Raw genomic sequence first — 25047 nt, 5'->3', positions numbered from 1 at the left:
ATTTAAGAAAGCTAGCTTTTTAAATTTTTAATTTTTAATCGGACTTGATGAGGTTTGAAGGTCTGAACGTGGCAGAATTTTTCTCAAATATCAAAGATACATTGAGCAAAGTCACTAACGCAATAAGCGGTAATTCCGATCGAGAACCGCCGAAGCCTGCGAAGGGCAATAAGCTCAACTCGCCGGAATCGGAGGCGGAATTTTATACAGGGACAACGGCCCAAAGATCGGAGTATGTGGTATCAGAAGATGCTGCACCTCTAGAAGAGTCTGAATTAGAATCAGAATATTTAGAATCAGAATATTTAGAACCAGAATACGCTCGATATCCAATAGTCAACCGCAGGTGGGAAGGGTTGAGGCGCTTAATCGCTTGGTTGGAAATTGAACCTCAAGTTACCAGCTTGCAAACCAAGGGAAAAGAATTGTTGCGGCCGGGATTAAGTTTGCTGGAAACTAAATCACCCAAAAAATCGGATAGTAGCCAATTGCGGGAAAATAGCGCACCGCAGAACACCGAACTGCAGAGACATACGGAACTACAGGAAATTAGCGCACCGCAGGAAAATAGCGCACCGCAGGAAAATCCTAAAAAACGGATCTCCCGTCGCCCTAGATTTTGGATAAGTTTAGGTGTGGCCAGTATAGGCGGGGGCGCTTTAATCTACGGTTTATGGATTTTGTACACCTTAGACAAAGGTTTGCCGGATGTTAACGATTTGTCGGCCTTTAACCGCGACGGGACACTGACAATTAAGGCGGCAGATAAGACGATTTTGTTGCAGTCGGGGCCTGCAACTAGAGATAAACTGAAACTTCAAGAAATTCCCGAACTGTTGGTTAAAGCTTTTATTGCCATAGAAGACCGCCGTTTTTACCAACATCGCGGGGTGGATTATCAAGGTATTGTGCGATCGATAGTTTCTAATTTGATAGCAAGAGATTTAGTGCAGGGCGGCAGTACAATTACCCAACAATTGGCTCGCGTTGTTTTTCTCAATCAGGAAAGAAGTATTAGGCGGAAGGTTCGGGAAGCTCTTTTAGCTCAGAAAATAGAGCGGGAGTTGAGTAAAGAGCAAGTTTTAGAAAGATATTTAAATCTGGTTTATTTGGGTTCGGATGCCTACGGAGTGGCAGATGCAGCTTTGGTTTTCTTTAGCAAAACTGTCGATAAATTAACTTTGGCAGAGATGGCAACTTTGGCGGGTTTGCCGCCGGCACCGAGCGAATATTCGCCTTTGGTTAATCCCGATATTGCTAAGAAACGGCGCAATCTTGTGCTGCAACAAATGCAGGAAGCAAAGGTAATTACAGAGGCTCAGGCGAAGGAGGCGATGGCGGAACCTATCGCCGTTAAACCAAGTCCGCCGAAGCGATTTAAAGTAGTCGCACCTTATTTTGCTAGTTACATTCGGAAGGAATTGCCGCGCTATGTTTCTCAGGATGCTTTGGAAGCTGGCGGTTTGACTGTCGAGACGACGGTGGATTTGAAGTGGCAGAAAATAGCGGAAGAGGTGGTTAAAAATGCGATCGAAGTTGATGGCCGCCGTCAGGGTTTTGAACAGGCCGCTTTAGTTTCTATGGACACTAAGACTGGGGAAGTTAAGGCGCTGGTAGGAGGTGGAAATTTTAAGGAAAGTCAGTTTAACCGTGCTACGCAGGCTTTGCGGCAGCCCGGATCGACGTTTAAAGGGTTGGTTTACGCAGCAGCGATGGCGGCTGGTTTTTCTCCCTATGACAGTTACGAAGACGAACCAATTATTATCGACGGCTATCAACCGAATAATTATGGCAAAAAATTTAGCGGTTGGCGATCGATCTCTGATGCTTTGACGAGTTCGGTGAATGTCGTAGCTGTGAAGGTGTTGATGGATGTGGGGTTTGAACCGGCGATAAAATTAGCCAACGATATGGGGATTAAGTCGAAATTGAGTCCGATTTATTCCTTGGCTTTGGGTTCTTCGGAGGTGAATTTGCTGGAGTTAACCAATGCTTACGGTACTTTAGCCGCGCAAGGGAATTTTATTGAAGCCCACGGAATTAAGCGGGTGATTAATCAGCGGGGAGATGTGATTTATCAGGCGAATTTTAAACCGAAGCGGGTTTTGGATAAGGATAGTGCTGCGATTACTACTTGGATGTTGGAGGGTGTGGTGCAAGACGGTACGGGGGGGCCTGCGGCTTTAAACGATCGCGCTGTAGCCGGCAAAACCGGTACTTCGGAAAATGTCAGGGATTTGTGGTTTATTGGTTACATTCCACAGGTGGTGACTGGGGTTTGGCTAGGGAATGATGACAATTATCCCACCTGGGGAACTAGCGGTACGGCGGCGTATAATTGGCGCGATTTTATGAGTCAAGCTGTTAAGGGAATGCCGGTTGAGAAGTTTCCGAAGTTGCCGGAGTTGGAGGGCCGCAAACGCAGTATTAAGCCCAAACCGGTGGAGCCTAAGAGGATTATTCGGGGGATGATTGTGAATGAGGATGGTGCGATCGTACCGTACAATCCTAATCCTGAACCGAAGTATTACCCACCGCAAGAGCCGGCTTATCAAGAACCTGCTTATCAAGAGCCAGCTTATCAAGAGCCGGCTTATCAAGAGCCAGCTTATCAAGAACCGGCTTATTAAACTATCGGTTTGGATTGACACTCCCTGGCCTGAAGGCACAGGGATTCTTGGATCAATCAGTCGAACTTGTCTCTGTTTTGCTACCACCAACGAGTAGAGATCGGTCTGTCCCCAAGCGTTAATTTCGGTGTGCCCCACCGTATTTAAGTTGACACCTGCCTGCTTCAACCCTTTAGCCAAAATGTTTTTTCCAGCGTTGTGGTCGCGATCTAATGTTGTACCACAACCGCAAATGTGAGTTCGGGTTGACAGCATTTTTTTGACTAAATTGCCACAATTTGAACACGCCTGGGATGTGTATTGAGGTGGAACAGCAATTACCGTTTTACTGTACACTTTTCCAAAGTATTCTAACCATTGAGCAAATTGTGACCACGCTGCATCGCTAATTGATTTGGCAAGCTTACGGTTTTTAACCATATTCTTAACCTGAAGGTCTTCGTAGGCTACAAAATCGTTAGATTTTACCGCGCCGGGCGTCGTCTTAATGGCGAAGTCTTTGCGCTGTCTACTCACCTTCAGGTGTTTTCTTCCTAACTTGTTAATCGCTTTTTTTCGATTCTTGGAACCTTTTTTCTTTATAGAGACGCGCTTTTGCAATCTCTTTAAAGCTTTTTCACTTTTCTTGAGATAGCGTGGGTTGGCGACTGTTTTGCCATCGCTGTCGGTATAAAAATGGTTCAATCCCACGTCTATTCCAATGGCTTTACCAGTCGGAACAATTTCCTCTTTGCGTTCCACGTTGATGCAAAATTGGGCGTAGTATCCGTCAGCACGACGCACAATCCTGATTCGCTTAATCTCATCGGGCGCGTAGAAATGCAAGTCCCGGCTACCGATTAATTTGAACTTTCCAGCAGCAAAGCCGTCCTTAAATGTTAGGCATCTTTTGTCGGCAGAAAGCGCCCAACCTGATTGCTTGTATTCAAGTGAGCGAGTATATTTTTTGAACTGCGGATAGCCCTTTTTTCCTGGTTTTTTAGCCTTGCAATTAGCGAAAAAACGTTGGATAGCAAAAATTGCCCGCTCCGCCGAAGCTTGACGTGCCGTTGAGTTAAGTTTGCCTGCCCATTCAAACTCTTTTGCCATTACGGCGCATTGCTTGTACAGATCGACCAGCTTAATTCCTTGATTTTCTGTCCAGTATCTAAGAGTTTTGTTGCGAACAAATTGAGCTGTTCTGATCATCTCGTCGATGATCCGATATTGCTCCGCTTTGCCTTTTAATTTAAACTCTAATACTATCATGGGAATAGTTTATCATCCTTGCAAACACGTTCACCTGCGAAATGTGTGTATTTCACAATTATTTACAAACTGTAGAAATTAAAGCCGTCCTATAAGGACGGGGCTTTCAACCCAGTTTCTTGGTAAGGACTTTACTCGTTTTTCAATTGCTTTAGCCTCACCATAAAAAAGCCGTCCATGTGATGTCTGTGCGGCCACACTTTCACCCATCCTTCGGGTGAGGGCTGTACGGGTAAATCAATTGTTGGCGGTTCTATTTGCCAGTGAGGATTGTTGTCTAAGAACGATCGAATAACTGTTTCATTTTCCAAGGGATGAATTGTGCAAGTTGCATAAACTAATACGCCGCCGGACTTGACAAATGTCGCTGCATTTGCTAGCAATTCCGATTGCAGTTGAGATTGTTGTTGAATGTTTTCCGGCGTGTGATGCCAGCGGGCGTCGGCGCGGCGGTGGAGGGTTCCCAGGCCAGAACAAGGTGCGTCTAGTAAAACTCTGTCTGCGAGATTAACAAACTCTGGGAAATGGCGGCTGTCTCCGGTATGAATTTTAATAGATTTCATCTGGAGTCTGTCTGCATTTTCTTTAAGTTTTTTGAGTCTGCTGGCGGTTTTGTCGCAAGCATAAATTGTGCCTTCATCCTGCATTAATTCGGCGCTGTGGGTGGTTTTTCCCCCCGGCGCGGCGCAGGCGTCGATAATGGTTTCCCCTGGCTGGGGCGCTAGTAAATGGGTGACTAATTGAGCGCTGCTGTCTTGGATTGTCCACCAACCTTCGCTGTATCCGGGGAGGTTTTGAATTGCGCCGATGCTGCCATTTAGTCTTAATGCTTGTGGCAAGTGTGGGATTCTGCTAGTTGAGATGTTGTGGGATTTGAAGGCGGTTTCAATTTGGGCGATCGAGCTTTTTAAGGGATTGATTCTCAGGTCAATTGTGGGGGATTGGTTGAACCATTCACAGAGTTGTTCGGTTTCGGTTTCGCCTATTTGTTCGATCCACAATTTTACCAACCATTCGGGGAAGCTGTGCAGAATTCCTAGGTGTTCAACGGTTGATTTATAATTCGTAACTGTTAATGGGTTTAAGTTGTTATCTGTTAAACGGATGTACTGGCGCAACAAACCGTTGACAAAACTGCTGAGTCCTGAAAATCCGTTTTCTTTTGCTAGTTGAACGGTGGTGTTGACGGCGGCGGAGGGGGGAATCTGGTTGAGATATTCGAGTTGATATAAACCTAAATGTAAGATGGTGCGGAGTTCTGGCGGTTGTTGGGAGGATTTCTTTGTTGCTAGTTTGTCGATGATGAAGTCGATCGATCGCATTCTCCTGACGCTACCGTAAACTAATTCTGTCACTAAACGCCGATCGAGGTCGTTGAGTTGAGAATTGCTGAAAGCGCGATCGAGTGCGGCATCTGCGAATGCACCGCGACGGTGGACTTCGCGGAGTGCGAGAAAGGCTATTTGGCGGGGATTTTGCATGGCGGCTTGCTAATAGGTCAAGTTATTATAGGTTGTTTGAGGATTGAAAATAAAAAATAGAAATCACGGCGATTGAAATCGCATCTATACAAACAAAGATAAGACGGCGATTGAAATCGCGCCTATACAAACGATGTCCGCCTCTGTGGACGGAAGAAAATAACCCGGTTTTAACCGCCCGGTCTTTTTTGTTCAAATTTCGTCGGGATTGATGCCCATTTCTCGCAATTTCTCGGATAGGCGATCGGCTTTTTGCTGTGCTAACTCTTTATCTTGCCGTTCTTGTTCCATTTGTTGCTGTGCTGATTCCTGTTGTCTTGACAACTCCACATAAGACAAAAACTTCTGTCCATCAGGCCGATAAATTTCCAAGTCTCCCGATGCAGTTTCAAAACGTGTCTGCAAACGCGGACTTACCCAACCCTCCATTAATTCAATATAGTTGAGTTTTCCATCAGAACGCAGCCAACCAATTAATTCATTATCCTCTGGACTGTAGACATAATATTCTTCGACTCCATAATCCTGGTAGAAATTAAACAGCTTAAACAGTGCTCCGATTCGATTTCCAGGCGAGAGGATTTCAAAGACAACTTGCGGGGCGATATTATCTTCAAGCCACTGTTGGTAGGAACCTCTGTAACCTTTCGGCCTGCCAAACACTACCATCGTATCAGGTGCTTGGCGAGTTTTGTTATCTCCTTCCACGGGATACCACAGCAAATCACCTGCTACAAAGACATTTTCGTTGTCTTTGTATAAGGCATCTATTCCGCCTTGAATGGTGACAATTAGTTCAAACTGTTTGGTATTGTCTGACATGGGTTTGCCGTCGCTGTCTGGGTAGATGATTTCTGCTGAGGTTTTAGTTGGAATTGTTGCGGTCATGGGGATGACTCCATTGCTAGTAGCATCAATTTCTATTTTATACCTATTTTATAGGACTTACGCAGGGGGCCAGAAACCGGGTTTTTCACGAAAAGACTTCGTTGCAATCGGCAGATTAGGTAAAAAACCCGGTTTCTTTGTCGGAGTGCGTAAGTCCTGTTTTACTTATTCTGGTTTGGTTGACACCAACGGTTCTAATAAATTGCGTTCTTCTATGGGAAGTTCTAGCAAAACTCGTCTATCGCCCTTTGTTTCCTTATAGCGGACAGCCGCATTCAGCAGGCGGATGGGAATTTGGAATTGTTCGTACTTGCTGGTTAGTTCTTGCCACAATTCTAACCAAGTGCGTGCGGCTTTGTCGCTTACCATTTCTGACATTAGCGCGGGGATGTTTCGCACAATTCCCTGTCCTAAGATTGATAGATATTCGTATTTTTTGTAAACTGCAATCAGGCTGGCGATGCGAGGTTTCCATATCGCTAGATCGTTGTTGTCGAAGAGGTTGTTGATAATTACCTCAGTATGTTCGCTGCTGGCATCATCGTCTGATTCAATACATTGGAATGCGTCATCTAAGGCAGCGATGCCTTCATCCCAATGATTCAATCCAAGAATAGCAATAACGACGTTGAAGAAGACAGATGAAGATGGATTGCCAAGTTCGATCACTCTATTTAAAGATGCTAAAGCTTCATCGTAGCGTTTGATTCTGTTGAGTAGCTCGCCTCGTAGAGCCCAAAAGAAGAGATTGTCGTACTCAAGCTCGATCGCTCTATCTAAGGATGCTAAAGCTTCATCGTAGCGTTTTAATCTGTTGAGTAGATCGCCTCGTATAAACCAAACAAGCCGATCGTCGCACTCAAGTTCAATCGCTCGATCATAAGATGTTAATGCTTCATTATAGCGTTTAAGATTGTTGAGTACATTGCCTCGGTGAGCCCAAGCCCCAGCATCATTAGTATCACTTTCGAGCGCCAGATCGTAAGCTGCTAAAGCTTCTTCATAACGTTTTAGGTTATTAAGTACATAGCCTCGGTTAGCCCAAGCTGGCTGATAATTGACATCAAGTTCCGTCGCTCGCTCGTAAGATTCTAATGCTTCATCATAGCGTTTTAGATTATAAAGTACATTGCCTCGTAAAGTCCAAATATCCAGATCGTTGGGATCGAGTTCGATCGCCATATCAAATGATACTAAAGCTTCTTCATAGCGTTTGAGCTGGTTGAGTACATTGCCTCGTAAAAACCAAATATACTGAATATTACGATCGGGTTCGAGCACTTGATCGTAAGCTCCTAAAGCTTCTTCATAGCGTTTGAGCTGGTTGAGTACATTGCCTCGTAAAAAACAAATATACTGACTATTGTCATTAAATTCGAGCGCCCGATCGAAAGATGCTAAAGCTTCTTCATAACGTTTGAGAGCATTTAGTACATAGCCTCGTACAACCCAAATCTTCTGAGAATTTGCATCCAGTTCGATCGCCCGATTAAAGGATTCTAAGGCTTTTTCATAGTGTTTGAGGTTGTTGAGTAGATAACCTCGCTTAGCCCAATGCCACGGATCATACTCGTCAAGTTCGATCGCCCTATCGTAGGATACTAAGGCTTCATCATAGCGTTTGAGGTTGTCGAGTACATCGCCTCGATTTGCCCAAGCCCTCGCATAATTGGAGTCACTTTCAATAGCTTTGTCTAAACATTCCAAAGCTTCTTCGTAGCGTTTAAGCCTATTTAAGCAGCGTCCCTTTTGTACCCAATCCTTTGCCTCACCCCGACTTGCTACCAATTTTTCCGCATATGCTAAAGCCGAAACATAGTCTTTCTGTTCCATACAATATTCAATTTGATCAAAATAAGCCTTCAGACGCGGGTCTTCCTCATTTCTCTCAGTAGCCTCAAGCGCCCGCGTATAATATTCTCGTTCCATCACAGCATCAGGTGGAATCGGTTTCAAACCTTGCCAATACAGAAAATGACTTTCTTTCTCCGCCATATCAACATCCGCCATCCTCAATCCCAATCGCTGCTGCAATTCTTTCCGCGTATAGCAAAGCCGAATGAAATCCACAATTAATCGAATCGGTTGATTTCGCTGCTTCTTTACCTCCAGACAAAAACGCATCAATGGTTCCCGCAATTCATACCACGATTCCCGTCCTATCTCCTCAGTTTTTACATAACCCTTATCTCGCAAATCTTTAAGTTGGCTAGATACAGTTCGCTGCTCAATAAAACAGCGTTTAGCAATTTGTTTTACTGGGGCGGCACCACCTCGATCGCACAAAAAGTCAACAATTTTTCGCTGCTGATTTGATAGATATTTCATCCGATCCTGATAGTAGGGCGTGAGGCTATCCAGCATTTCCATGAACGGTTCTACCAATTTATCTAGCGATTCAGGAGTCATCAGAAAAGCTGAAAAAACAATGTAGACGCGAGGACTGCCACCAGAAAGGTAATGCACAACTTTAATGCGATCGCGCCCTGTTGGACTTTGAATAAAAGATGCTAAATCATTATTTCCTTCTAAGGTGGCAATATGATTTAATAAAGCTACAGCATCATCGAGATTAAACTCATCTAATTCATGTAAATCAAAAAAATCATAAAAAGGATTATTAGAGAGTTTGACTCCATCAAACAAGCTTTGTGATGTTGCCAAAATAGTCAAAAAAGAATAATTTTGAATGTACGCCCTCAACTGCTTCTGCCCAAAATCCCCCAAGCCGCTAAACACGTCCTCTAAATTTTCGACAATCAACAACAGCACCCGCTTGCCAACAAAGTCTCTCAGCAATTCTGCGGCCTTAAATTCAGCTTGCTCCGGCGACAAATCATAAAGCTTTTCAACATCATTATGTAACTCAGCTTCATATTCTTCCTCATATTCTTTAGCAATTGCCCGGAATACTCCCCGCAATAAATCCAAAAAAGACGCAATCCCCCATTCTTCTTCCTGCAGCCACGCAATTAGCAATTTATCCCGCAAATCTTCCATGTTGTATACGCGGTGATAAATCAGGGAAACCAAGTGCGTTTTGCCAATGCCGCGCGGCCCTATTAGTAGTTGAAAATGCTTGTTATCTGTTAGGGCGCTCACCCGAATTAGCTCTACTAAACGTTCTGCCAGTGCGTGACGCTGTACTAAGATAGCTTCCAGGGTTTCTGGGGTCATCAAGCTAGGAGTAAATCGAGAGATAAATGTATTTTTCATAATATATATTGGGTTTAACTGGTTCCCCCGCTGTGCCTGGGAACCGATATCTAGAGGCTCTGCCTCGTCGGTTGCGGAGGAAAACAGGAGGCAGAGCCTCCGGATCAGCGTCCCCAGGCTGAGCCGGGAAGGAGAAAATGCTTGTTAGACAAGGCTTGTAGAAGTTATACGTCTAATTTACCATAGCTTTCCAAAAAATACGTCAAAACAGTTGTATATTTTTTAAAGCAGTGTTAGACTGCCCTTAACAAGCAAACAAGCGCCCCTAGCTGTAACTAGAGACGCTTTCGATCGCTTATCAGTTTTTGGGAGCCACTGGGTGCAACCAGTAGGACTCTCATGTTGTTTATGGTCTATATAGACCGAGGATTTCTCATGACTAATTATAACAGCGAACAGCTCAATCTGTTCACCCAGCCGATCGCAGTTTCGGTGGAAATGGGCTGCACTGTTGAACGTGCCGCCGAATTAGTAAAATGCTCAAAAAGCTCAATCTACTTCCCGCTAAGGCAAAATAAGCCGTATTTGCGGGAGGTTCCCACAGGTACATGGCAAGTTTACTCTACAGGCAAAAAAGATAGATCAATTCTTGTGAATGTTGCCTTCATTTATTCTCCAAAAGATAAGAATTGGAGACTTGCTTGAGCTCAAATCTCAAGGCTGCGTTAGTCCAAAGCTTAACGCAGCCTTCTGCCTCTTCGGTTGCTGAGGAAAACAGCAAGCAGAGCCTCCCAATCTGCGTCCCCAGGCAGAGCCGGGGAACAAAAAAAAATATAAAAAATCTTCTTTAAGACTTGTTACAATACACAAAACTTCATACTTTCCCCAACACTGGATGACCTTTTTCAACGCCTCCGAACCCCTAATCCGCTGCAAACAGGAACATCTCGACGTACAAGACATCGAAGGCCTGTTGCAACTCCGCTGGAAAATTGGAAATATTACTCTTTTCTCAGGATTTTATACCCGCATCGACCAAACTTTTCTGCTTTGGGGTTTGGTGACAGGGGGGATTTTTTTTACGGCTCAGTTTGTCCCCATCAGTTGGAGCTTTCAGGCGATTCTGTGGTCAAGTTTGACTTTAGTTGGCACTGCGGTAATGGCTGTTTTGACTTTGTTTTGGGTAAGAGTCGAGCGTGTTAGCTGGATTCTTTACTCTTGGGCGATTTTGATGATAACTGGTTTGGTTTTGACCGATTGCAGTATTTTTGCCGGTTGGGCAGGTTTGTTGCTGCACCTTTGCGATTTGTGGTTGGGGTTGAGCGCGATCGGCTATTTGTTGACGGGACTCGGTTTGCGATCGCGCACTTTTCTCCTGATCGGACTAACTCATTTATTTAGCATCCCTCTATTAACTTTTGTTGCACCTTGGCAATATCTAACCACAGGAATAATTATGGCTGGCTGTTTGTTGTTATTGTCCGAATTGCAGTGGGATATGCGATCGCCGATCGACAATAGTTTGCTAAGCGCAGAACAGAAAGAATTTAACAAAATTCAACAGCAACTGCGACAGAGTGGCGCGATGGTATCCAAATAAATCACAAATGTAAAGAATTCTGTAGCACTGCTGACACTTTCCACAAATCGTACACAATAGTAAAGATACAGCATAAATAAAAAACAAACTTTAACCAGAACAGGTGTTTTGCTGTTTTACCTGTGAATCGCCAACTTTAGGGGAACGGTGTCCGGGAGGCGACTGGCTAACAATGCTGTACTTGCAACCATAAAAGTTAATTCCGGTTGAGAGTAGTTGTTAAAACAAAAAAAGTGGTGCAGGGTTTTTACCGTTTCCCCTGCTTCGCAGTCTCTGAGGAGAGGCTAAACCCTCTACTAGAACAGCCCGACGAGATTGACACAAGTTTTGACAGTTGCTCATACCGATTTTTAAGTTCAGTGTTTAAGAAAATTGAGGAAATGCTCGCTGACGAGCATTGCAGGACTTAGGATTAAATAAGTCCTGCTTTAGTTTGGGAAATTTAAGTTCTGTTTTACTCTGACGTGCGTTTTCGCAATATTTCCCTTACTTCCATTAAAATCTGGCCCAACATATTTTTGCCGCTGCCATCTTTACCGCAACCCCAATAGTAATCAACAGGGGAATTTTCGACTATTTCCTCCTCCGCAGTAGCGAGTAAAATTTCTCTAATTTCGGCATGAGTTTCAAATTTTCGGAGTACGGCTTTTCTCATGATATCATCTTTTACTTTTTCCCAATCTTTGCGGAGGGGACGAGAGCGATCGCGCCCCATTTTTGCGGCATCTTTCGGTGTTTTTGCTTGGCGAATTTGGTCACAATGAGCCGTTTTGGGAAACTTTTGTGCTTGAAAATAATGTTCGGTAGTTGCCCAATATTCTCCGTCTAACTCGAATCCATGACTGGAAAAATTAGAAAAACAGCCGTATTCGCTGCCAGTGGTGTAGAAGTAGATAGTCATAATGTCGGCGATTTCAATTTCGTTAAGAATCTTGGTTTATCGTCAGCTTTACCTCTCTTGATTTTCCACTATCTTCAACCGCAAATCAATATTTTCCAGATAGGAACCGATGTAAGACAGCAGGGCGTAGATGAATACTATCACCCCTACCATTTCCAAAATTTCCTCAACAGAAGCCATCAAACCGTATATCAAGTTTCGCTGACCTACTGCATCTGCATAATAGCCGCAAACCATTTCCATGCCAAGTGCTCCACCGACATATATACTGCCTGCTAGTAAGAAAAAGTTCCTTGTTTTCCGGGGTAGGTGCCGGAGAAACTTGAGATAAGTCAGCCCAGTAACCCCAACAAAAATCGCCCCCGGAATTACCCAAATGAAGTAAAAAATTCCCCCTAAATCCAGTGCTTTTCGCAAGTCGTTAATAATTAATATTTCGTGCAGACTCAAGATTTCATCTAAACAAAAAAATACAAACATGAACCCCAGGGCTTTCCAGTGCCCAAAATAGCGATCGCCCTCTTTCTTCTTAGCACTAGCAATAATACCTAGCAAAATCCCGCAAAACAGCAAAGTAAATGACGAGTACCACGAAGGATAATTTATTTCTCTGTCTAAGTTAAACAAACTAATCCAGCGTTCTTGATAGTTAAAACCGTAACGCAGAACTTGTACGATGCAACCAGCAACAGCAAAGAAGAGCACCCAAATGCTGAGAGAGAAAGCAACTCTCTTCGGCGAAACAGAAATCAGGAATTTCATCAAGTTTTTGATAAACTAGAACAAGCAAAATCAAACTATAAAGTAAAAAGTTACAAATCGCAAGAGCGGCGCAATCCGCCACCTCGGATTTTTATCTACAAAAAATCACCAATCCCTGACAATGCACGTTCAAATTGAAACTTTCACTGTCCGCAAGCGGTTTGCCCTTACCATCAGCCGCGGGACAACAGCCCAAAGTACCAATTTATGGGTGAAGCTAGAACACGAAGGCATCGAAGGCTGGGGAGAAGCTTCGCCGTTTTCCACAGGTTCTCGGCCCCAAACTACCGAAATTCTGCTAGCCGCATTGCAGGAAGTTGCACCGCTGCTAGAAAAGTTTACTCCGTTCGATCGCCAAAAAATCGAACAAGTATTAACAGAGGTCAACTTACCCTCAGCCGCCCGCGCCGGCATCGACATGGCAATGCACGACTGGTTGGGCAAAAAAGCAGGCTTGCCGCTGTGGAAAATGTGGGGATTAGATCGATCGCGCATCGTCCCCACCTCCGTCACAATCGGCATTAACTCCCCGTCTGGTGCAAGAGAAAGAGTGCGCGATTGGTTTGGTAAAGATGCGACTGATCCAGCAAGCATCAAATACCGCGCCGTTAAGATTAAATTAGGCAATCCCGAAGGAATCGAAGCCGACAAAGCTATGTTAACAGCAGTGCTAGACGAAGCACCAGCTAACCTTAAAATCAGTGTAGATGCTAACGGCGGTTGGAGTTTGACCAGCGCGATCGAAATGTGTCGCTGGCTGGAAAAATACCAGATAAATTATGTCGAACAGCCGCTTTCACCAGTCGCCGATATGGATGAATTCTCAGAACTGTACCGTCAATCGCCATTGCCAATTTTTGCTGATGAAAGTTGCTTTAACAGTTCGGATATACCCAAGTTAGCGCACTGCGTCCACGGCATCAATATCAAAATGATGAAGTCAGGCGGCTTGACCGAAGCAATGCGGATGATTCACACAGCAAAAGCCTGCAATTTGCAAGTAATGTTCGGCTGCTATTCAGATAGCGCGATCGCAAATACAGCAGCAGCACAACTTTCACCCCTAGCTGACTATTTGGATTTGGACAGTCACTTAAATTTATTAGACGATCCTTTCACCGGTGCGATCGTCGAAAATGGGTGTTTGCTGCCAAACGGGCGATCGGGATTGGGAGTGCGACGAATTGAGATTGTAGAATAGAAGTATCGCTCAAAACAAATCTGGAGATAGTATGATACCAGTAGAATCAATAGGAGAGCAAATTAATAGAGAAGCCAAGCTTTTCTTTGAAGAACACAAGCCGCCGACTGATTTAATTTTTGATGATGGTGCAGAAATGGAAAGCAACCGCCACCGTATAGCAATGACCGTTTTAATCCGTTCCGTAGAACAAGGTTTAGCTAACCGGAACGATTTTTTTGTCGGTGGCAATATGTTTATTTATTACAGCGCTAAACAGATTCGGAATCAGGATTTCCGAGGCCCGGATTTTTTCGCTGTGTTGGGTGTTGACAGCAATCCTTCCCGACAAGGCTGGGTAGTTTGGGAAGAAAACGGACGTTACCCGGATGTCATTGTGGAACTGCTGTCGCCGTCAACGGCAAATCAGGATACAGGCAAAAAAAAGGATATTTACGAGCAGGTTTTTAGAACTCCTGATTACTTTGTTTTCGATCCTTTCGAGCCGAATTCTTTGCAAGGATGGCGTTTAGATGCCACCCTGCGTTATCAGCCGTTAGTGCCCAACGAGCGGGGTTGGCTGTGGTGCGAAACGTTAGGTTTTTGGTTGGGCACTTGGGAAGGAATTGTCGATCGAGAAACAGCGACTTGGGTGCGTTTTTTCGATGAATCTGGCAATTTAGTTTTGTTGCCGGAGGAAGCCGCTCAACAGCAAGCCGAAGCCGCTCAACAACAAGCGGAACAGGAACGCCAGCGAGCCTCGCGACTAGAGGCCAGATTGCGAGAATTGGGAGAAGATCCGAATGATCTTACCCTGAACCCAAATCACAGCTAACACCCAATCGATTTTAGATTTTAGATTTTAGATTTTAGATTGAAGTTAAAATCTAAAATCGCCCGTATCAAAAGTAAATCAATGACTAAAAACTATCCGATCAAAAATGGCAAAGTTGCTATCTTGTTCCACGAGGGAATTCTCGGTTCTTCAGGGAAAACAGGTTTAGCATTTTTGCGCTACAGCGAAGCACAAATTGTAGCAGTAATAGACCGCCAATGTGCCGGACAATCTTTACCTGAATTAACGGGCATTCCTCAACAAGTACCGATAGTTGCTTCCGTTGCAGAAGCACTGGAATTTGCGCCGGATATTCTGCTAATTGGTATCGCTCCTTCCGGCGGTGTTTTGCCGGCAGAATGGCTGCCAGAAATTAATCAAGCGGTAGCAGCAGGTTTGTCAGTTGTCAATGGTTTGCACGCGAAACTTGCACCTTTGATAACAGTTCCTTTAACCGAAAATCAATGGATTTGGGACGTGCGTCAGGAACCGAAATCTGTCGGTGCGATCGCCTCTGCTGCTGCTGCTCAATTAAGTTGTCGCCGCGTGTTAACTGTCGGCACAGATATGAGCGTTGGCAAAATGTCAACCAGTCTGGAACTCAATCGCACTTGCTTGCAGCGGGGTTTGCATTCCAAATTTTTAGCAACCGGACAAACTGGTTTAATGATCGGAAACGAAGGCATTCCTTTGGATGCAGTGCGAGTTGATTTCGCCGCTGGTGCTGTCGAACAAATGGTGATAAAATTGGGTTCTGAATGCGATATCCTGCACGTAGAAGGGCAAGGTTCGCTATTGCATCCGGGTTCGACCGCGACTCTGCCGCTGTTGCGGGGTTCGCAGCCAACTCACTTAATTTTAGCCCACCGAGCCGGACAAACTAGCATTCGCAATCACCCGCACGTATCGATTCCCAGGTTATCAAAAGTGGTTGAATTGTACGAAATGGTAGCCGCTGCTGCGGGTGCTTTTGCAGGGGGAAAAGTGAGCGCGGTCGCCATCAACACTCATCACTTAAATGAGGCAGAAGCGCTATTAGCAATAGCTGAAGTTCAAGCAGAAACGGGATTGCCTTGTACCGATCCGGTAAGGTTTGGCGCGGAGGTTTTGTGGGAGGCTATCGACAGTTGATATGCTACAATAAATTACCACTTGCAAATCGCTACAATAAACTATGATACAATCACTTCAAGCAAAAACACTGACACTGCGTGAGGTTAAAACAAAATTTAACTTGCAACTTGCAGAAGACGAGCAATTTTTTCCGGAGTGGATTGACGATTTACCAGAAATTACTGATGAAGAAAAGCGATATCTAGACAAAGTAAAAGCTGGCTACACTAACAGTGCTGAGTACCCCATGATAGAAGATACCGTAAAAATGGTGGTACTGGCTCCCTTGCTATTTTTAGCAGATTTTTACCTGACTCCCTTTCACATAGAGTCAGAAAAATCGGTGGAACTGGTTACAGTGGATGAAGATATACTTGTCAGAGGAAGCATTGATATTCTGCTTTTAATGGAATCTTTTTGGGTTGTGGCAATCGAAGCCAAGCGAGCTCAATACTCCCTTGAGGCAGGACTTCCCCAGCTACTCTTTTATATGCTGAGTAACCCCAATCCAGACAGACCAACTTTTGGGCTTCTGACAAATGGCAGCAACTTCAGATTTCTTAAATTGATTAAACAAGACACTCCGCAGTACGCTTTATCTTATGAGTTCGTAATCGATCGCGCTAATGACTTTTACGAGGTATTCCGCATTTTTAAACGAATTGCTGCTGTAGTTACCAACTATAACTAATGACTGAAACTTCTTTTTCCTTACCGTCTGAATGCGCCATCCGCCCAGCCTCAGCTCAAGATATCAAATCAATTAGAAGGTTAGTGTGGAGCGCCAGACTCGATCCAACTCAGTTGCGCTGGGAGCAATTCTGGGTCATCGAATGCGAGGGAAAATTGGCAGCTTGCGGACAGTTGCGGAACTTTGCGGGCGCGCAAGAATTGGGCAGTTTGGTGGTGGCGAAAGATTGGCGCGATCGAGGTTTGGGAAGCTACCTCACAAAATATTTAATTCAACAAGCTACAGAACCGCTATATTTAGAATGTTTGGGAAAGCGACTCGCATCATTTTATACTCGCTTTGGATTCGTAGAAGTTTCCGTACAAGAAGTGCCGCAGTCGCTTAAATTCAAGTTCGGTTTGTCTCAATTAGCTAAAACTTTATTCAAAATTCCTGTAACAATTATGCAGTATCCAGCAGGTTCTCTATAAGTATGACTTTTATGAATTTAAGATTCTGAATTTATGAATGGATTTTAAGTTCGACCTGTTCAATAATTGGATAACAGGGTGCGATCGACCTGCATCGATCAAAAACTCCTACCGCCTCCTGATATCTGCGTAAGTCTCGATCGCCTATTGTCTAGGCCTAAATAGGTAGGTACACCTCAATATCGCATGGGGAGGGTGGGTGAGTTGCCAAGTTTACTTGCTTATATCATAGATCCGCTTACGGGCCCCTAATGGCGCACAGGGTGTCAGAAACCGGGTTTTTAGGGGTTTGGTGCGTAAGTCACCGACTAGATATGTATGGATATTCCGGATTGGGCGATCGAGACTGCGTAAGTTCATAATTCACTGTTTGCGGTAGTCCAGTTAGCTAAATTGGCACAGCTAGCAGCCTGATATGTAGGCAAAAACCTTTGAAAAATGGTTGTTTGCGGGTGGGAGAGTGTCATGTGCCAGTACCAGACTCGGAAAGTGGACTGGCGATCGCCCCAAAGATATTGGACTCCTGGCAAATTAGTAAGTGTAAAGCAAGTGAGTCACAACCCAATCAAAACATAAAACCCAAAAATAAAACATTTTCACAGCAGCAGTAATGCGGAATCAGCCAATCTCTAATGTAGCTAACAACATCTACCCTTAAGGTAAATCCCACCAACTGCTCAACCACTAAATCCTTAATTCAATACCTCGGAATTACTGGATTTAGACTCCCCGCAACCGCTTCGCAAATCCCCTCAACATTTCAAAAATTCTTTGCCTTTTATCCTGATAGAACCACGGAAGGCAAGAACAATGAAATATCAAGGCAATCAATCAATCTTAACCGAGGAAATGCAGCCTCTCAAATAGCATAAACGACAATTACACATCCCCATATATTTTAACACAACAGGAGTAAATATCATGTTCAACGTAGTAAAAGCTTTCGGCTCGATTTTCTCTACCCAAGGATACAGCACAGCTAACAATATGCTTATCAAAAATTACGTCAACACCAATTTTAACTACTTCAACGAAGAAGCTGTCGTCGATGAATCGATTTACCCGAATCAAACAGGTCGCGTCCGCTTTCAAGGTAGCTGGTGGCCCGCACGGTGCGATCGCCAAATCACCCTCACACCGGGAGACACGGTTTATGTCATCGGCGTTGACAACATCACTCTCTTAGTTTCCCTCGCTCCCGCAGACTAAATCAGAGCATGAACAACCTGGGAATCAATTTCAACCAGGAAATGCTACTTTTCAAAGAGCCTCAAATAGGCGATTAAACTTCGATATATTTTAACACAAAAGGAGTCAACAAAATGTTTAACGTAGTAAAAGCTTTCGGTTCTATTTTTTCTCTTCACACCTACAGCACAGAAAAAAATCTCTTAATGGATAACTACATCAACACCAATTTTCACTACTTCAACGAAGAAGCAGTCGTCGATGAATCGATTTACCCGAATCAAACAGGTCGCGTCCGCTTCCAAGGTAGCTGGTGGCCCGCACGGTGCGATGGCCAAATCACCCTCACACCGGGAGACACCGTTTATGTCATCGGCGTTGACAACATCACTCTGTTAGTTTCCCTCGCTCCCGCAAACTAAACTAGAAAGTAATCTCAACCTTTTCACTGTCTGAGCCCCGACTTATTCAATAAGTCGGGGCTCAGACTATTTTGTTTTTTAGTGGCAATTTGGCGATCGCTTCCATTCAACACCTGACGCAAGACAGCAATATCTGCCTCTGTTTATTTACCAGTAGAAATATGGCCGATCGCGCTACAATAAAATGGCATTTTTGAGAGCTTGTTTGTTGAGGCGATCGCGGAGTTGAGATTCGCTATTTTCTCCGGTGACTGCTGCTTTTTCTGATGCCTTAGCGATCGGCGGTAGTGGTTCGAGGAGTTGGGCTTGAGCTTCCTGAATAGAAGGGTAATTTTCCGCCCAGGATGAAATCGCTTCTGAAAGGACATCGATGTCATCGGATAAGGGTTCAATTAGCTGGGCTAGTTCGGTTAATTGTTCGGCCCCGAAGAGCGATCGCTGCTGAGTTAATAGTTCGATAAACGAGTCGATATTTTGTTCGGGGAGTGACATCGATTCCCGTTGGATTTTGTTAATTGTTTGGCGAACAAATTCGAGAGACAAATCTAATAATTGCGCGATCGTCTCTAAATTTATCCCCAACCCTATCGTGCGACGAATGGCTTCTAACTTCGCCTGCCGCTCACCTTGTTCGAGTCCTTCTTCTAAGCCTTCTTGCTTGACTTCCTGGTAAAATCGAGTTTGTCTGAGTTCGCTTAAATTCAACATGACGGCAATTTCCTCGCGGCTTTTCTGGGGGAGTTTGTAGACGATAATTGTTTCGATGAGGTTAATTAAATCGCGTAGAACGGTTGGATCGGACAACTGTTGTCGGGCCATTGCGATCGACTGCCGTGCTTGTTCTGCTGCTGTCTCTGCTGGCTCGATTACCAGTTTAACAACTTTCACTCCCAGCGATCGATCTGCGGCTTCTGGCAATTCATCGAGGTAAATCCGTTGGACGCGCTGACTGGTTAAGAGTTCCTGAAATTGCAGCATCTGTTCGTGTTCGATGCGGCGATTGGGATAGATGACAACGACGCGCCAAGGATTGAGGGGTTTGTATTGTCGCAGATAGAGAAAGAGTTCGCCAAAGATGCGGTAGTACAAGTCGGCATCGGGTTGAAACTGAACTTCAGCCAAGTAAAATGGTTTTTCAGGTTCTTCGGTTTTGGGGAGAAATAACCCGTCGATGCGGAATGCGAGTTGTTTGATTTCGCGGGAGGTGAATTCATAGGCTGTGGCTTCGTCTGGGGAACGATCGATCAGTTCAAAGAAGAAGCGGGGAAATTCCTGAAACAGGCTGTAGAAAATGGTGTCTGTTTTCATGGGTTGTCGATGGGAATCGAAGATGGGTACTATACCATGCCGAGAGAGAACTATGACACAAGAACCCATTATGGGAGAAATCGATTTTTAGGCAGGGCAACATTTTATGCTATTGTCAAACTTGATTTTTACAGGAAATTTGGTATAAAATGGTCGATAACAAAGATACTATAGAAGTGCCTTTACGACCTCTTGTTTGGATGGGAGACTCTCGCAAAAATATCCGCGAGTTTCCTGAAGAGGTACAAAAAGCGGTAGGTTATGCGCTACAACTGGTGCAAGCTGGGGAAACACCTTTGTCAGCCAAGCCCTTTAAAGGGGTGGAAAGCGGTGTGTATGAAATCGTCAAACGTTACGATACGGATACTTACAGGGCGGTTTATGCTGTCAAGATTGGTGACAAAATCTATGTGTTGCACGCTTTTCAGAAGAAATCAAAGCAAGGGATTAAAACCCCACAGGCTGATGTTGACTTAATTAAAAAACGCTATCAAGACGCACTAGCGAGGGAGGAACAATTATGACAGAAGAAACCATTTTTGAAGAAAGCAGCGGTAATGTATTTGCTGACCTTGGATTGGCAGATGCTGACGAACTTTTTGCGCGGGGTAAAATCGGAATTCAGGTACTTCGTCTGTTGAAACAGCGCAACTTGGAACAGCGTGAAATGAGCGAGTTACTGGGCATTCCACAACCAGAAGTCTCTCATTTAATGGACGGAGAGTTTCAACGGTTCAGCGAGGGAAAACTACTGCTTTTCCTCAAGCGACTCGATACGGAAATTACTTTACATCTTCGCCCTCGTAATGGGGGAAATCAATCTGCTGAAATTGCGATCTCGCTATAGGGGTTGATGAAAGCGGATGGTAATGTCGTTCGTGATTGTATCCGCACCTTCGTAAATGCGATCGCGCAAGCGTGCGCGGCTAGCGCGATCGCGTTCATCAATCGCCGACTTCAACCGCAACAACGCCCGAATCTTCGCCAGCAGATATTTCCGTTTAATCAGCTTGCAAATAAAATTATCTGCGCCACAATCTAGCCTATAAACTAAGCTGAGAGTAGAGTCTTAGCCAACGCAATAACCTGACTGTTCCAAAATTCCTCAAAAAACAGAATGCAAATAATTCTAGAAGTCTCCGATCGCCGTGGTGAAAAACTGCAACCATTGGGCGATCGCCTCCCAGAAGCCCTCGATCGCGCACTCTAGGAAATCACCCCCCCAGAGAGGCCAAATCGTCGAACTATTCGATCGCCATAAATCCAGCACTCTCTCCCAATCGGAAGCAGTCGAACTCGATCGATACTTGCTGCTAGAACCTTGGGTGCGCTTAGCCAAAGCTCATGCTTACAAACACTTACAGACAGCAGCATGAGTTATGTATCAGGCACTTTGCGTCGCTTAGTGACTCAATGCGCCCGATCGCAATGCGAGTATCGATCTAGAAAACATTGCTATTATCGATCGCCATAACTCGATCGATACAATATACCTGAAAAAAGAACTTAAATATCCAGCAATACGTTCAGCATCTCTTATCTAATTTCGCCAGGGTTTATTTCAATAAATCCTGCCTTGAGTATGCTTAAATAAGTTGAGACACATACTAGCCATATTTAAACCAGTGAATTTTCAATCAGTCATTGCCACCTTAAACAAATTCTGGAGCGATCGAGGATGCCTGATCGCCCAATCCTACGACACAGAAAAAGGTGCAGGAACCATGAATCCCCACACCTTCCTCAGAGCAATTGGGCCCGAACCTTGGTCAGTCGCCTACATCGAACCCTGTCGCCGCCCCACCGACGGACGCTACGGCGAAAATCCCAACCGCTTCCAACATTACTATCAATATCAAGTTTTAATTAAACCCTCTCCTCCCAACATCCAAGACATCTATTTAGACTCTCTCAGAGCATTAGGAATTAGCCCTGAAGACCACGACATTCGTTTCGTAGAAGACAACTGGGAATCGCCCACCCTCGGAGCTTGGGGCGTCGGCTGGGAAGTCTGGCTCGACGGCATGGAAATCACCCAATTTACCTACTTTCAACAGTGCGGTAGCATTGACTGTCGCCCCGTCTCCATTGAAATTACCTACGGACTAGAACGCCTCGCAATGTATCTCCAAGAAGTCGATGCGATGACGAAAATTCAGTGGAAAGATGGCATCACTTACGGCGACGTTCACCTGCAAGGAGAAATAGAACAGTGTACTTATAACTTTGAAGCTTCCAATCCAGAATTGCTGTTTACTCTATTTGGATTGTACGAGCAAGAAGCGGAACAACTGACAAAAAAAGGATTGGTTTTGCCGAGTCTTGATTATGTGTTAAAATGTTCTCACACTTTCAATTTACTCGATGCTAGAGGTGTGATTTCGGTAACGGAAAGAACTCGGTATATTACCAAAATTCGCAATTTGGCGCGGCGAGTTGCTCAGCTTTATTTGGAACAGCGCGAAAAACTGGGTTTTCCTTTAGAAAAAGCTGTAAAAGTTTGAGTTTGAGTTGGATTGTGGGGAGTAGGGGGTTGGGCATCTTGCCTGCTTCCAGAACGGGCAAGATGCCCGTTCCACAAAGAGTCAGTTGGATTGTGGAGGGGGCATCTTGCTTGCTTCAAGAACGGGCAAGATGCCCGTTCCACAAAGAGTGAATTGGATTGTGGAGTGGGCATCTTGCCTGCTTCCAGAACGGGCAAGATGCCCGTTCCACAAAGAGTGAGTTGGATTGTGGGGCGGGCATCTTGCCTGCTTCCAGAACGGGCAAGATGCCCGTTCCACAAAGAGTCAGTTGGATTGGGGAGTGGGCATCTTGCCTGCCTCAATAACGGGCAAGATGCCCGTTCCACGAAAGCCATATTTTTAATTAATTAAATGCCTAATTATTCGGACAATAATACAGAAACAAATCCTCAACTGCGAATTGATAATGTTAGTTTAAAAACACCGATCGCCTCAAGTTATTTGTTGGAAAATATATCGTTTCAGGTACACAAGGGATCTCGCGTGGCAATTGTTGGCCCTTCAGGTGCCGGCAAAACAACGCTGTTGCGACTGCTAAATCGGCTCACCAGTCCCACCAGCGGCTCGATTTATCTGGAAAATACAGAATATCGCCAAATACCTGCGATCGAACTCCGCAAACAAATCACCCTCATTCTGCAAGAATCCAAGCTTTTGGGAATGTCGGTGCGAGAAGCATTGGCTTATCCTTTGAAGCTGCAGGGGGTGACTGCATCAAACATTGCTGAGAGAATTAGCGGGGCGATCGAACAACTGCACATACCCCAAGAATGGCTCAATCGCACCGAATTGCAGCTTTCCACAGGCCAAAAACAGCTCGTGGCGATCGCCCGCGGCATCATCCTACAACCAAAAATCTTGCTTTTAGACGAGCCAACATCCGCCCTAGACGCAGGAAAAGCCGCCCACCTTTTGCAAGTATTGACACAGCTAACAAACGGCGAAACCACAATTGTAATGGTAAACCATCAATTAGAATTAGCCGAGCAATTTAGCACCAGAATTCTGCATTTACAGCGCGGAAAGCTGATCGAAGATTTGCCCTCTCATCAAATCAATTGGGTGCAACTGCGGCAAAATTTAATCCAAGCAGAGGCAGAAGCCCAACAAGAATGGTGAACAAGCTAAAAAACGTTTTCTGCGACGGGTTGCGGAATTAATTTGGATGTTTTAACCGCAGAGGGCGCAGAGGGCGCAGAGAAAGAGAAGAGAAGAGATCAAGAGAGAAGTTTACCTATTGTTGAGGATTGCTAGAGATACTGTCAGATATTAGCTTTGGGAATGTTGTTTAATGTTGGCCTTTGTGCTTTTACGCTAAATTGTTACTGCGGAATTAAACCCATTTTTTGATAAAGTGGCCGGACGAACTTTTTTAAAGCTGGCAACTGTTTGGTAAAAACTATGGAGCCTAAAACACAAATTATACCTCCAATGATCACTGTATTGGGAGCGCCGATATAATTTGCCAATCCGCCAGCAACTAAATTCCCAAACGGTGTCACTCCAAAAAATGCCATTGTGTATATGCTCATCACTCTTCCGCGTTTGTCGTCTTCCACAATTGTTTGCAAAAATGTGTTTCCTCCGGCAAATTGGATAATGAAACCAAACCCCACAAACAACATCATGATTAATGACAGCCACAAGACGCGGGACAAACCAAAACCTATCAGTCCGAATCCCATAATGGCCGGTGACATCGCAATCAATTTGCCGAGGCCAACTATACTTTTGCGCGAAATCAAATAAATCGCGCCCGCGAAGGCTCCGACTCCCGAAGATGCCATCAAAAAGCCGAGGGTTTGTGCGTCGCCTTGCAGTATTTTGGTGGCAAAAATTGGGACTAAAACTGTGTGCGACATTCCGGCAAAACTGACTAATGCTAATAGCAGTAAAATTGCTCGAATCGGGGGAAACCCGAAGGCATAAACGAATCCTTCTTTTAATCTTTGTAATGGTTTGGTATTAGTTGCGGCAATTTTACGGGCTTTGATCTGCATCGCTAATAAGCCTGCAATTACAGCGATGTAGCTGAGTCCGTCAATGAGAAAGCAATAACTTGCCCCGACTGTAGCTATTAGCAAACCTGCAATTGCTGGGCCGATTAATCTGGCGCCGTTGAACATGGAAGCGTTGAGGGCGATCGCATTTGCTAAATCTTCTTTCTTTTCTACAAGTTCCGGTACAAAAGCTTGCCGTGCCGGCGCGTCAAAGGCGTTAATTGCGCCTTGAAAGAAACTCAGTACCAGGATCTGCCAAATGTTAACTACTCCTGTTAGCGCTAAAAATGCTAGCGCTAAGGATTGAACCATTGCTAATATTTGAGTGGCAATTAGGACTCGGTGGCGGTTCCAGCGATCGATTAAAACTCCTGCAAAAGGCAGTAAAATTAATGTGGGGATTTGACTTGTAAATCCCACCACGCCGAGCATCCAAGGTGAATCGCTCAAATTGTAGACAAGCCAAACAGTAGCGACTTGCGTCATCCAACTGCCAATCAGGGAGAGGCCTTGTCCTGCAAAAAACAGGCGATAATTTCTCGATCGCAGGGCTGGAGGAAGTTGTATTGTTTTGATTTTTGCTAGTAGATTCATTCTGCAAGTACGGCCTTAGCAATCCTATTTGATTGGTAAACATTTTTTAGGGGTA

General features: G+C 44.7%; 23 protein-coding genes and 1 pseudogene. 15 read left to right on the top strand and 9 right to left on the bottom strand.

Features of this window, described 5'->3' with window-relative positions; translation table 11 throughout:
* The first annotated feature begins 47 nt into the window (after positions 1 to 47).
* Positions 48 to 2630, top strand: coding sequence for a PBP1A family penicillin-binding protein (locus QUB04_RS01885; protein WP_333280371.1), 2583 nt, complete (start codon positions 48 to 50; stop codon positions 2628 to 2630).
* A 63-nt stretch (positions 2631 to 2693) separates the two neighbouring features.
* Here QUB04_RS01885 and QUB04_RS01880 read toward each other — a convergent pair.
* From QUB04_RS01880 to QUB04_RS01865, 4 genes and pseudogenes are all read right to left on the bottom strand, one after another.
* Positions 2694 to 3878: pseudogene (locus QUB04_RS01880) on the bottom strand (RNA-guided endonuclease InsQ/TnpB family protein); the annotation flags it as partial.
* A 131-nt stretch (positions 3879 to 4009) separates the two neighbouring features.
* Positions 4010 to 5359, bottom strand: a complete 1350-nt coding sequence (locus QUB04_RS01875; protein ID WP_333280370.1) for a 16S rRNA (cytosine(967)-C(5))-methyltransferase — start codon at positions 5357 to 5359, stop codon at positions 4010 to 4012.
* Positions 5360 to 5551: 192 nt separating this feature from the next.
* Positions 5552 to 6247 carry a Uma2 family endonuclease gene (locus QUB04_RS01870; RefSeq protein ID WP_333280368.1) on the bottom strand — a complete coding sequence of 232 codons (696 nt, stop codon included), beginning with the start codon at positions 6245 to 6247 and terminating at the stop codon, positions 5552 to 5554.
* 165 nt (positions 6248 to 6412) lie between these two features.
* Positions 6413 to 9463, bottom strand: coding sequence for a tetratricopeptide repeat protein (locus tag QUB04_RS01865; RefSeq protein ID WP_333280366.1), 3051 nt, complete (start codon positions 9461 to 9463; stop codon positions 6413 to 6415).
* Between the two features lie 375 nt (positions 9464 to 9838).
* Between QUB04_RS01865 and QUB04_RS01860 the strand changes: the two genes are divergently transcribed.
* Positions 9839 to 10108 carry a hypothetical protein gene (locus QUB04_RS01860; protein WP_333280364.1) on the top strand — a complete coding sequence of 90 codons (270 nt, stop codon included), beginning with the start codon at positions 9839 to 9841 and terminating at the stop codon, positions 10106 to 10108.
* Between the two features lie 190 nt (positions 10109 to 10298).
* Positions 10299 to 11003, top strand: coding sequence for a hypothetical protein (locus tag QUB04_RS01855; protein ID WP_333280362.1), 705 nt, complete (start codon positions 10299 to 10301; stop codon positions 11001 to 11003).
* Between the two features lie 454 nt (positions 11004 to 11457).
* On the opposite strand, the gene QUB04_RS01850 is transcribed toward QUB04_RS01855, so the two are convergent.
* Both QUB04_RS01850 and QUB04_RS01845 read right to left on the bottom strand, forming a co-directional pair.
* Entirely contained in the window at positions 11458 to 11904 is a 447-nt protein-coding gene (locus tag QUB04_RS01850; RefSeq protein ID WP_333280358.1) for an NADAR family protein, read from the bottom strand.
* Positions 11905 to 11952: 48 nt separating this feature from the next.
* Positions 11953 to 12666 (bottom strand): hypothetical protein, encoded by a 714-nt coding sequence (locus tag QUB04_RS01845; protein WP_333280356.1) that lies wholly within the window; start codon positions 12664 to 12666, stop codon positions 11953 to 11955.
* A 121-nt stretch (positions 12667 to 12787) separates the two neighbouring features.
* Between QUB04_RS01845 and QUB04_RS01840 the strand changes: the two genes are divergently transcribed.
* The 7 genes from QUB04_RS01840 to QUB04_RS01810 all read left to right on the top strand — a co-directional run bounded on the left by QUB04_RS01840 (position 12788) and on the right by QUB04_RS01810 (position 18565).
* Positions 12788 to 13867 carry a dipeptide epimerase gene (locus tag QUB04_RS01840; protein ID WP_333280354.1) on the top strand — a complete coding sequence of 360 codons (1080 nt, stop codon included), beginning with the start codon at positions 12788 to 12790 and terminating at the stop codon, positions 13865 to 13867.
* Between the two features lie 31 nt (positions 13868 to 13898).
* Entirely contained in the window at positions 13899 to 14681 is a 783-nt protein-coding gene (locus tag QUB04_RS01835; RefSeq protein WP_333280352.1) for a Uma2 family endonuclease, read from the top strand.
* Positions 14682 to 14762: 81 nt separating this feature from the next.
* Entirely contained in the window at positions 14763 to 15812 is a 1050-nt protein-coding gene (locus QUB04_RS01830; protein ID WP_333280350.1) for a DUF1611 domain-containing protein, read from the top strand.
* 43 nt (positions 15813 to 15855) lie between these two features.
* A complete protein-coding gene (locus tag QUB04_RS01825) occupies positions 15856 to 16485 on the top strand; it encodes a restriction endonuclease subunit R (protein WP_333280348.1) in 630 nt (209 codons plus the stop codon).
* A complete protein-coding gene (locus QUB04_RS01820) occupies positions 16485 to 16955 on the top strand; it encodes a GNAT family N-acetyltransferase (protein ID WP_333280346.1) in 471 nt (156 codons plus the stop codon). Before QUB04_RS01825 ends, QUB04_RS01820 begins: the two co-directional genes overlap by 1 nt.
* A gap of 921 nt (positions 16956 to 17876) precedes the next feature.
* Complete coding sequence (locus QUB04_RS01815; RefSeq protein WP_333101688.1) at positions 17877 to 18164, top strand: NfeD family protein; 288 nt, start codon at positions 17877 to 17879, stop codon at positions 18162 to 18164.
* Between the two features lie 113 nt (positions 18165 to 18277).
* Positions 18278 to 18565 carry an NfeD family protein gene (locus QUB04_RS01810; protein ID WP_333280343.1) on the top strand — a complete coding sequence of 96 codons (288 nt, stop codon included), beginning with the start codon at positions 18278 to 18280 and terminating at the stop codon, positions 18563 to 18565.
* Between the two features lie 174 nt (positions 18566 to 18739).
* Here the strand turns inward: QUB04_RS01810 and QUB04_RS01805 are convergent, their stop codons facing one another.
* The gene (locus QUB04_RS01805; protein ID WP_333280341.1) at positions 18740 to 19873 is read right to left on the bottom strand and encodes an Rpn family recombination-promoting nuclease/putative transposase; all 1134 of its coding nucleotides are present in this window, start codon (positions 19871 to 19873) and stop codon (positions 18740 to 18742) included.
* Positions 19874 to 20022: 149 nt separating this feature from the next.
* Between QUB04_RS01805 and QUB04_RS01800 the strand changes: the two genes are divergently transcribed.
* From QUB04_RS01800 to glyQ, 4 genes are all read left to right on the top strand, one after another.
* Positions 20023 to 20397 (top strand): type II toxin-antitoxin system RelE/ParE family toxin, encoded by a 375-nt coding sequence (locus QUB04_RS01800; RefSeq protein ID WP_106150423.1) that lies wholly within the window; start codon positions 20023 to 20025, stop codon positions 20395 to 20397.
* Positions 20394 to 20720, top strand: coding sequence for an XRE family transcriptional regulator (locus tag QUB04_RS01795; protein ID WP_333280339.1), 327 nt, complete (start codon positions 20394 to 20396; stop codon positions 20718 to 20720). The genes QUB04_RS01800 and QUB04_RS01795 overlap by 4 nt, the downstream gene beginning before the upstream one ends.
* 304 nt (positions 20721 to 21024) lie before the next feature.
* Positions 21025 to 21249 carry a hypothetical protein gene (locus QUB04_RS01790; RefSeq protein ID WP_333280337.1) on the top strand — a complete coding sequence of 75 codons (225 nt, stop codon included), beginning with the start codon at positions 21025 to 21027 and terminating at the stop codon, positions 21247 to 21249.
* Positions 21250 to 21498: 249 nt separating this feature from the next.
* Positions 21499 to 22377 (top strand): glycine--tRNA ligase subunit alpha, encoded by an 879-nt coding sequence (gene glyQ / locus QUB04_RS01785; protein WP_190660228.1) that lies wholly within the window; start codon positions 21499 to 21501, stop codon positions 22375 to 22377.
* Here the strand turns inward: glyQ and QUB04_RS01780 are convergent.
* Complete coding sequence (locus tag QUB04_RS01780; RefSeq protein WP_333280335.1) at positions 22320 to 22733, bottom strand: hypothetical protein; 414 nt, start codon at positions 22731 to 22733, stop codon at positions 22320 to 22322. The two genes, glyQ and QUB04_RS01780, sit on opposite strands and share 58 nt — an antisense overlap.
* A gap of 16 nt (positions 22734 to 22749) precedes the next feature.
* Between QUB04_RS01780 and QUB04_RS01775 the strand changes: the two genes are divergently transcribed.
* Positions 22750 to 23517, top strand: coding sequence for an ATP-binding cassette domain-containing protein (locus tag QUB04_RS01775; protein WP_333280333.1), 768 nt, complete (start codon positions 22750 to 22752; stop codon positions 23515 to 23517).
* Positions 23518 to 23720: 203 nt separating this feature from the next.
* Here QUB04_RS01775 and QUB04_RS01770 read toward each other — a convergent pair whose 3' ends face one another.
* Positions 23721 to 24992 (bottom strand): MFS transporter, encoded by a 1272-nt coding sequence (locus tag QUB04_RS01770; protein ID WP_333280331.1) that lies wholly within the window; start codon positions 24990 to 24992, stop codon positions 23721 to 23723.
* Between the last annotated feature and the right edge of the window lie 55 nt (positions 24993 to 25047).

Origin of the sequence: Microcoleus sp. D2_18a_B4 (assembly GCF_036702475.1) — a bacterium.
GTDB lineage: Bacteria > Cyanobacteriota > Cyanobacteriia > Cyanobacteriales > Microcoleaceae > Microcoleus.
The sequence above is the reverse complement of the archived record's forward strand: the minus strand, read 5'-3'. Positions and strand labels throughout refer to the sequence as shown.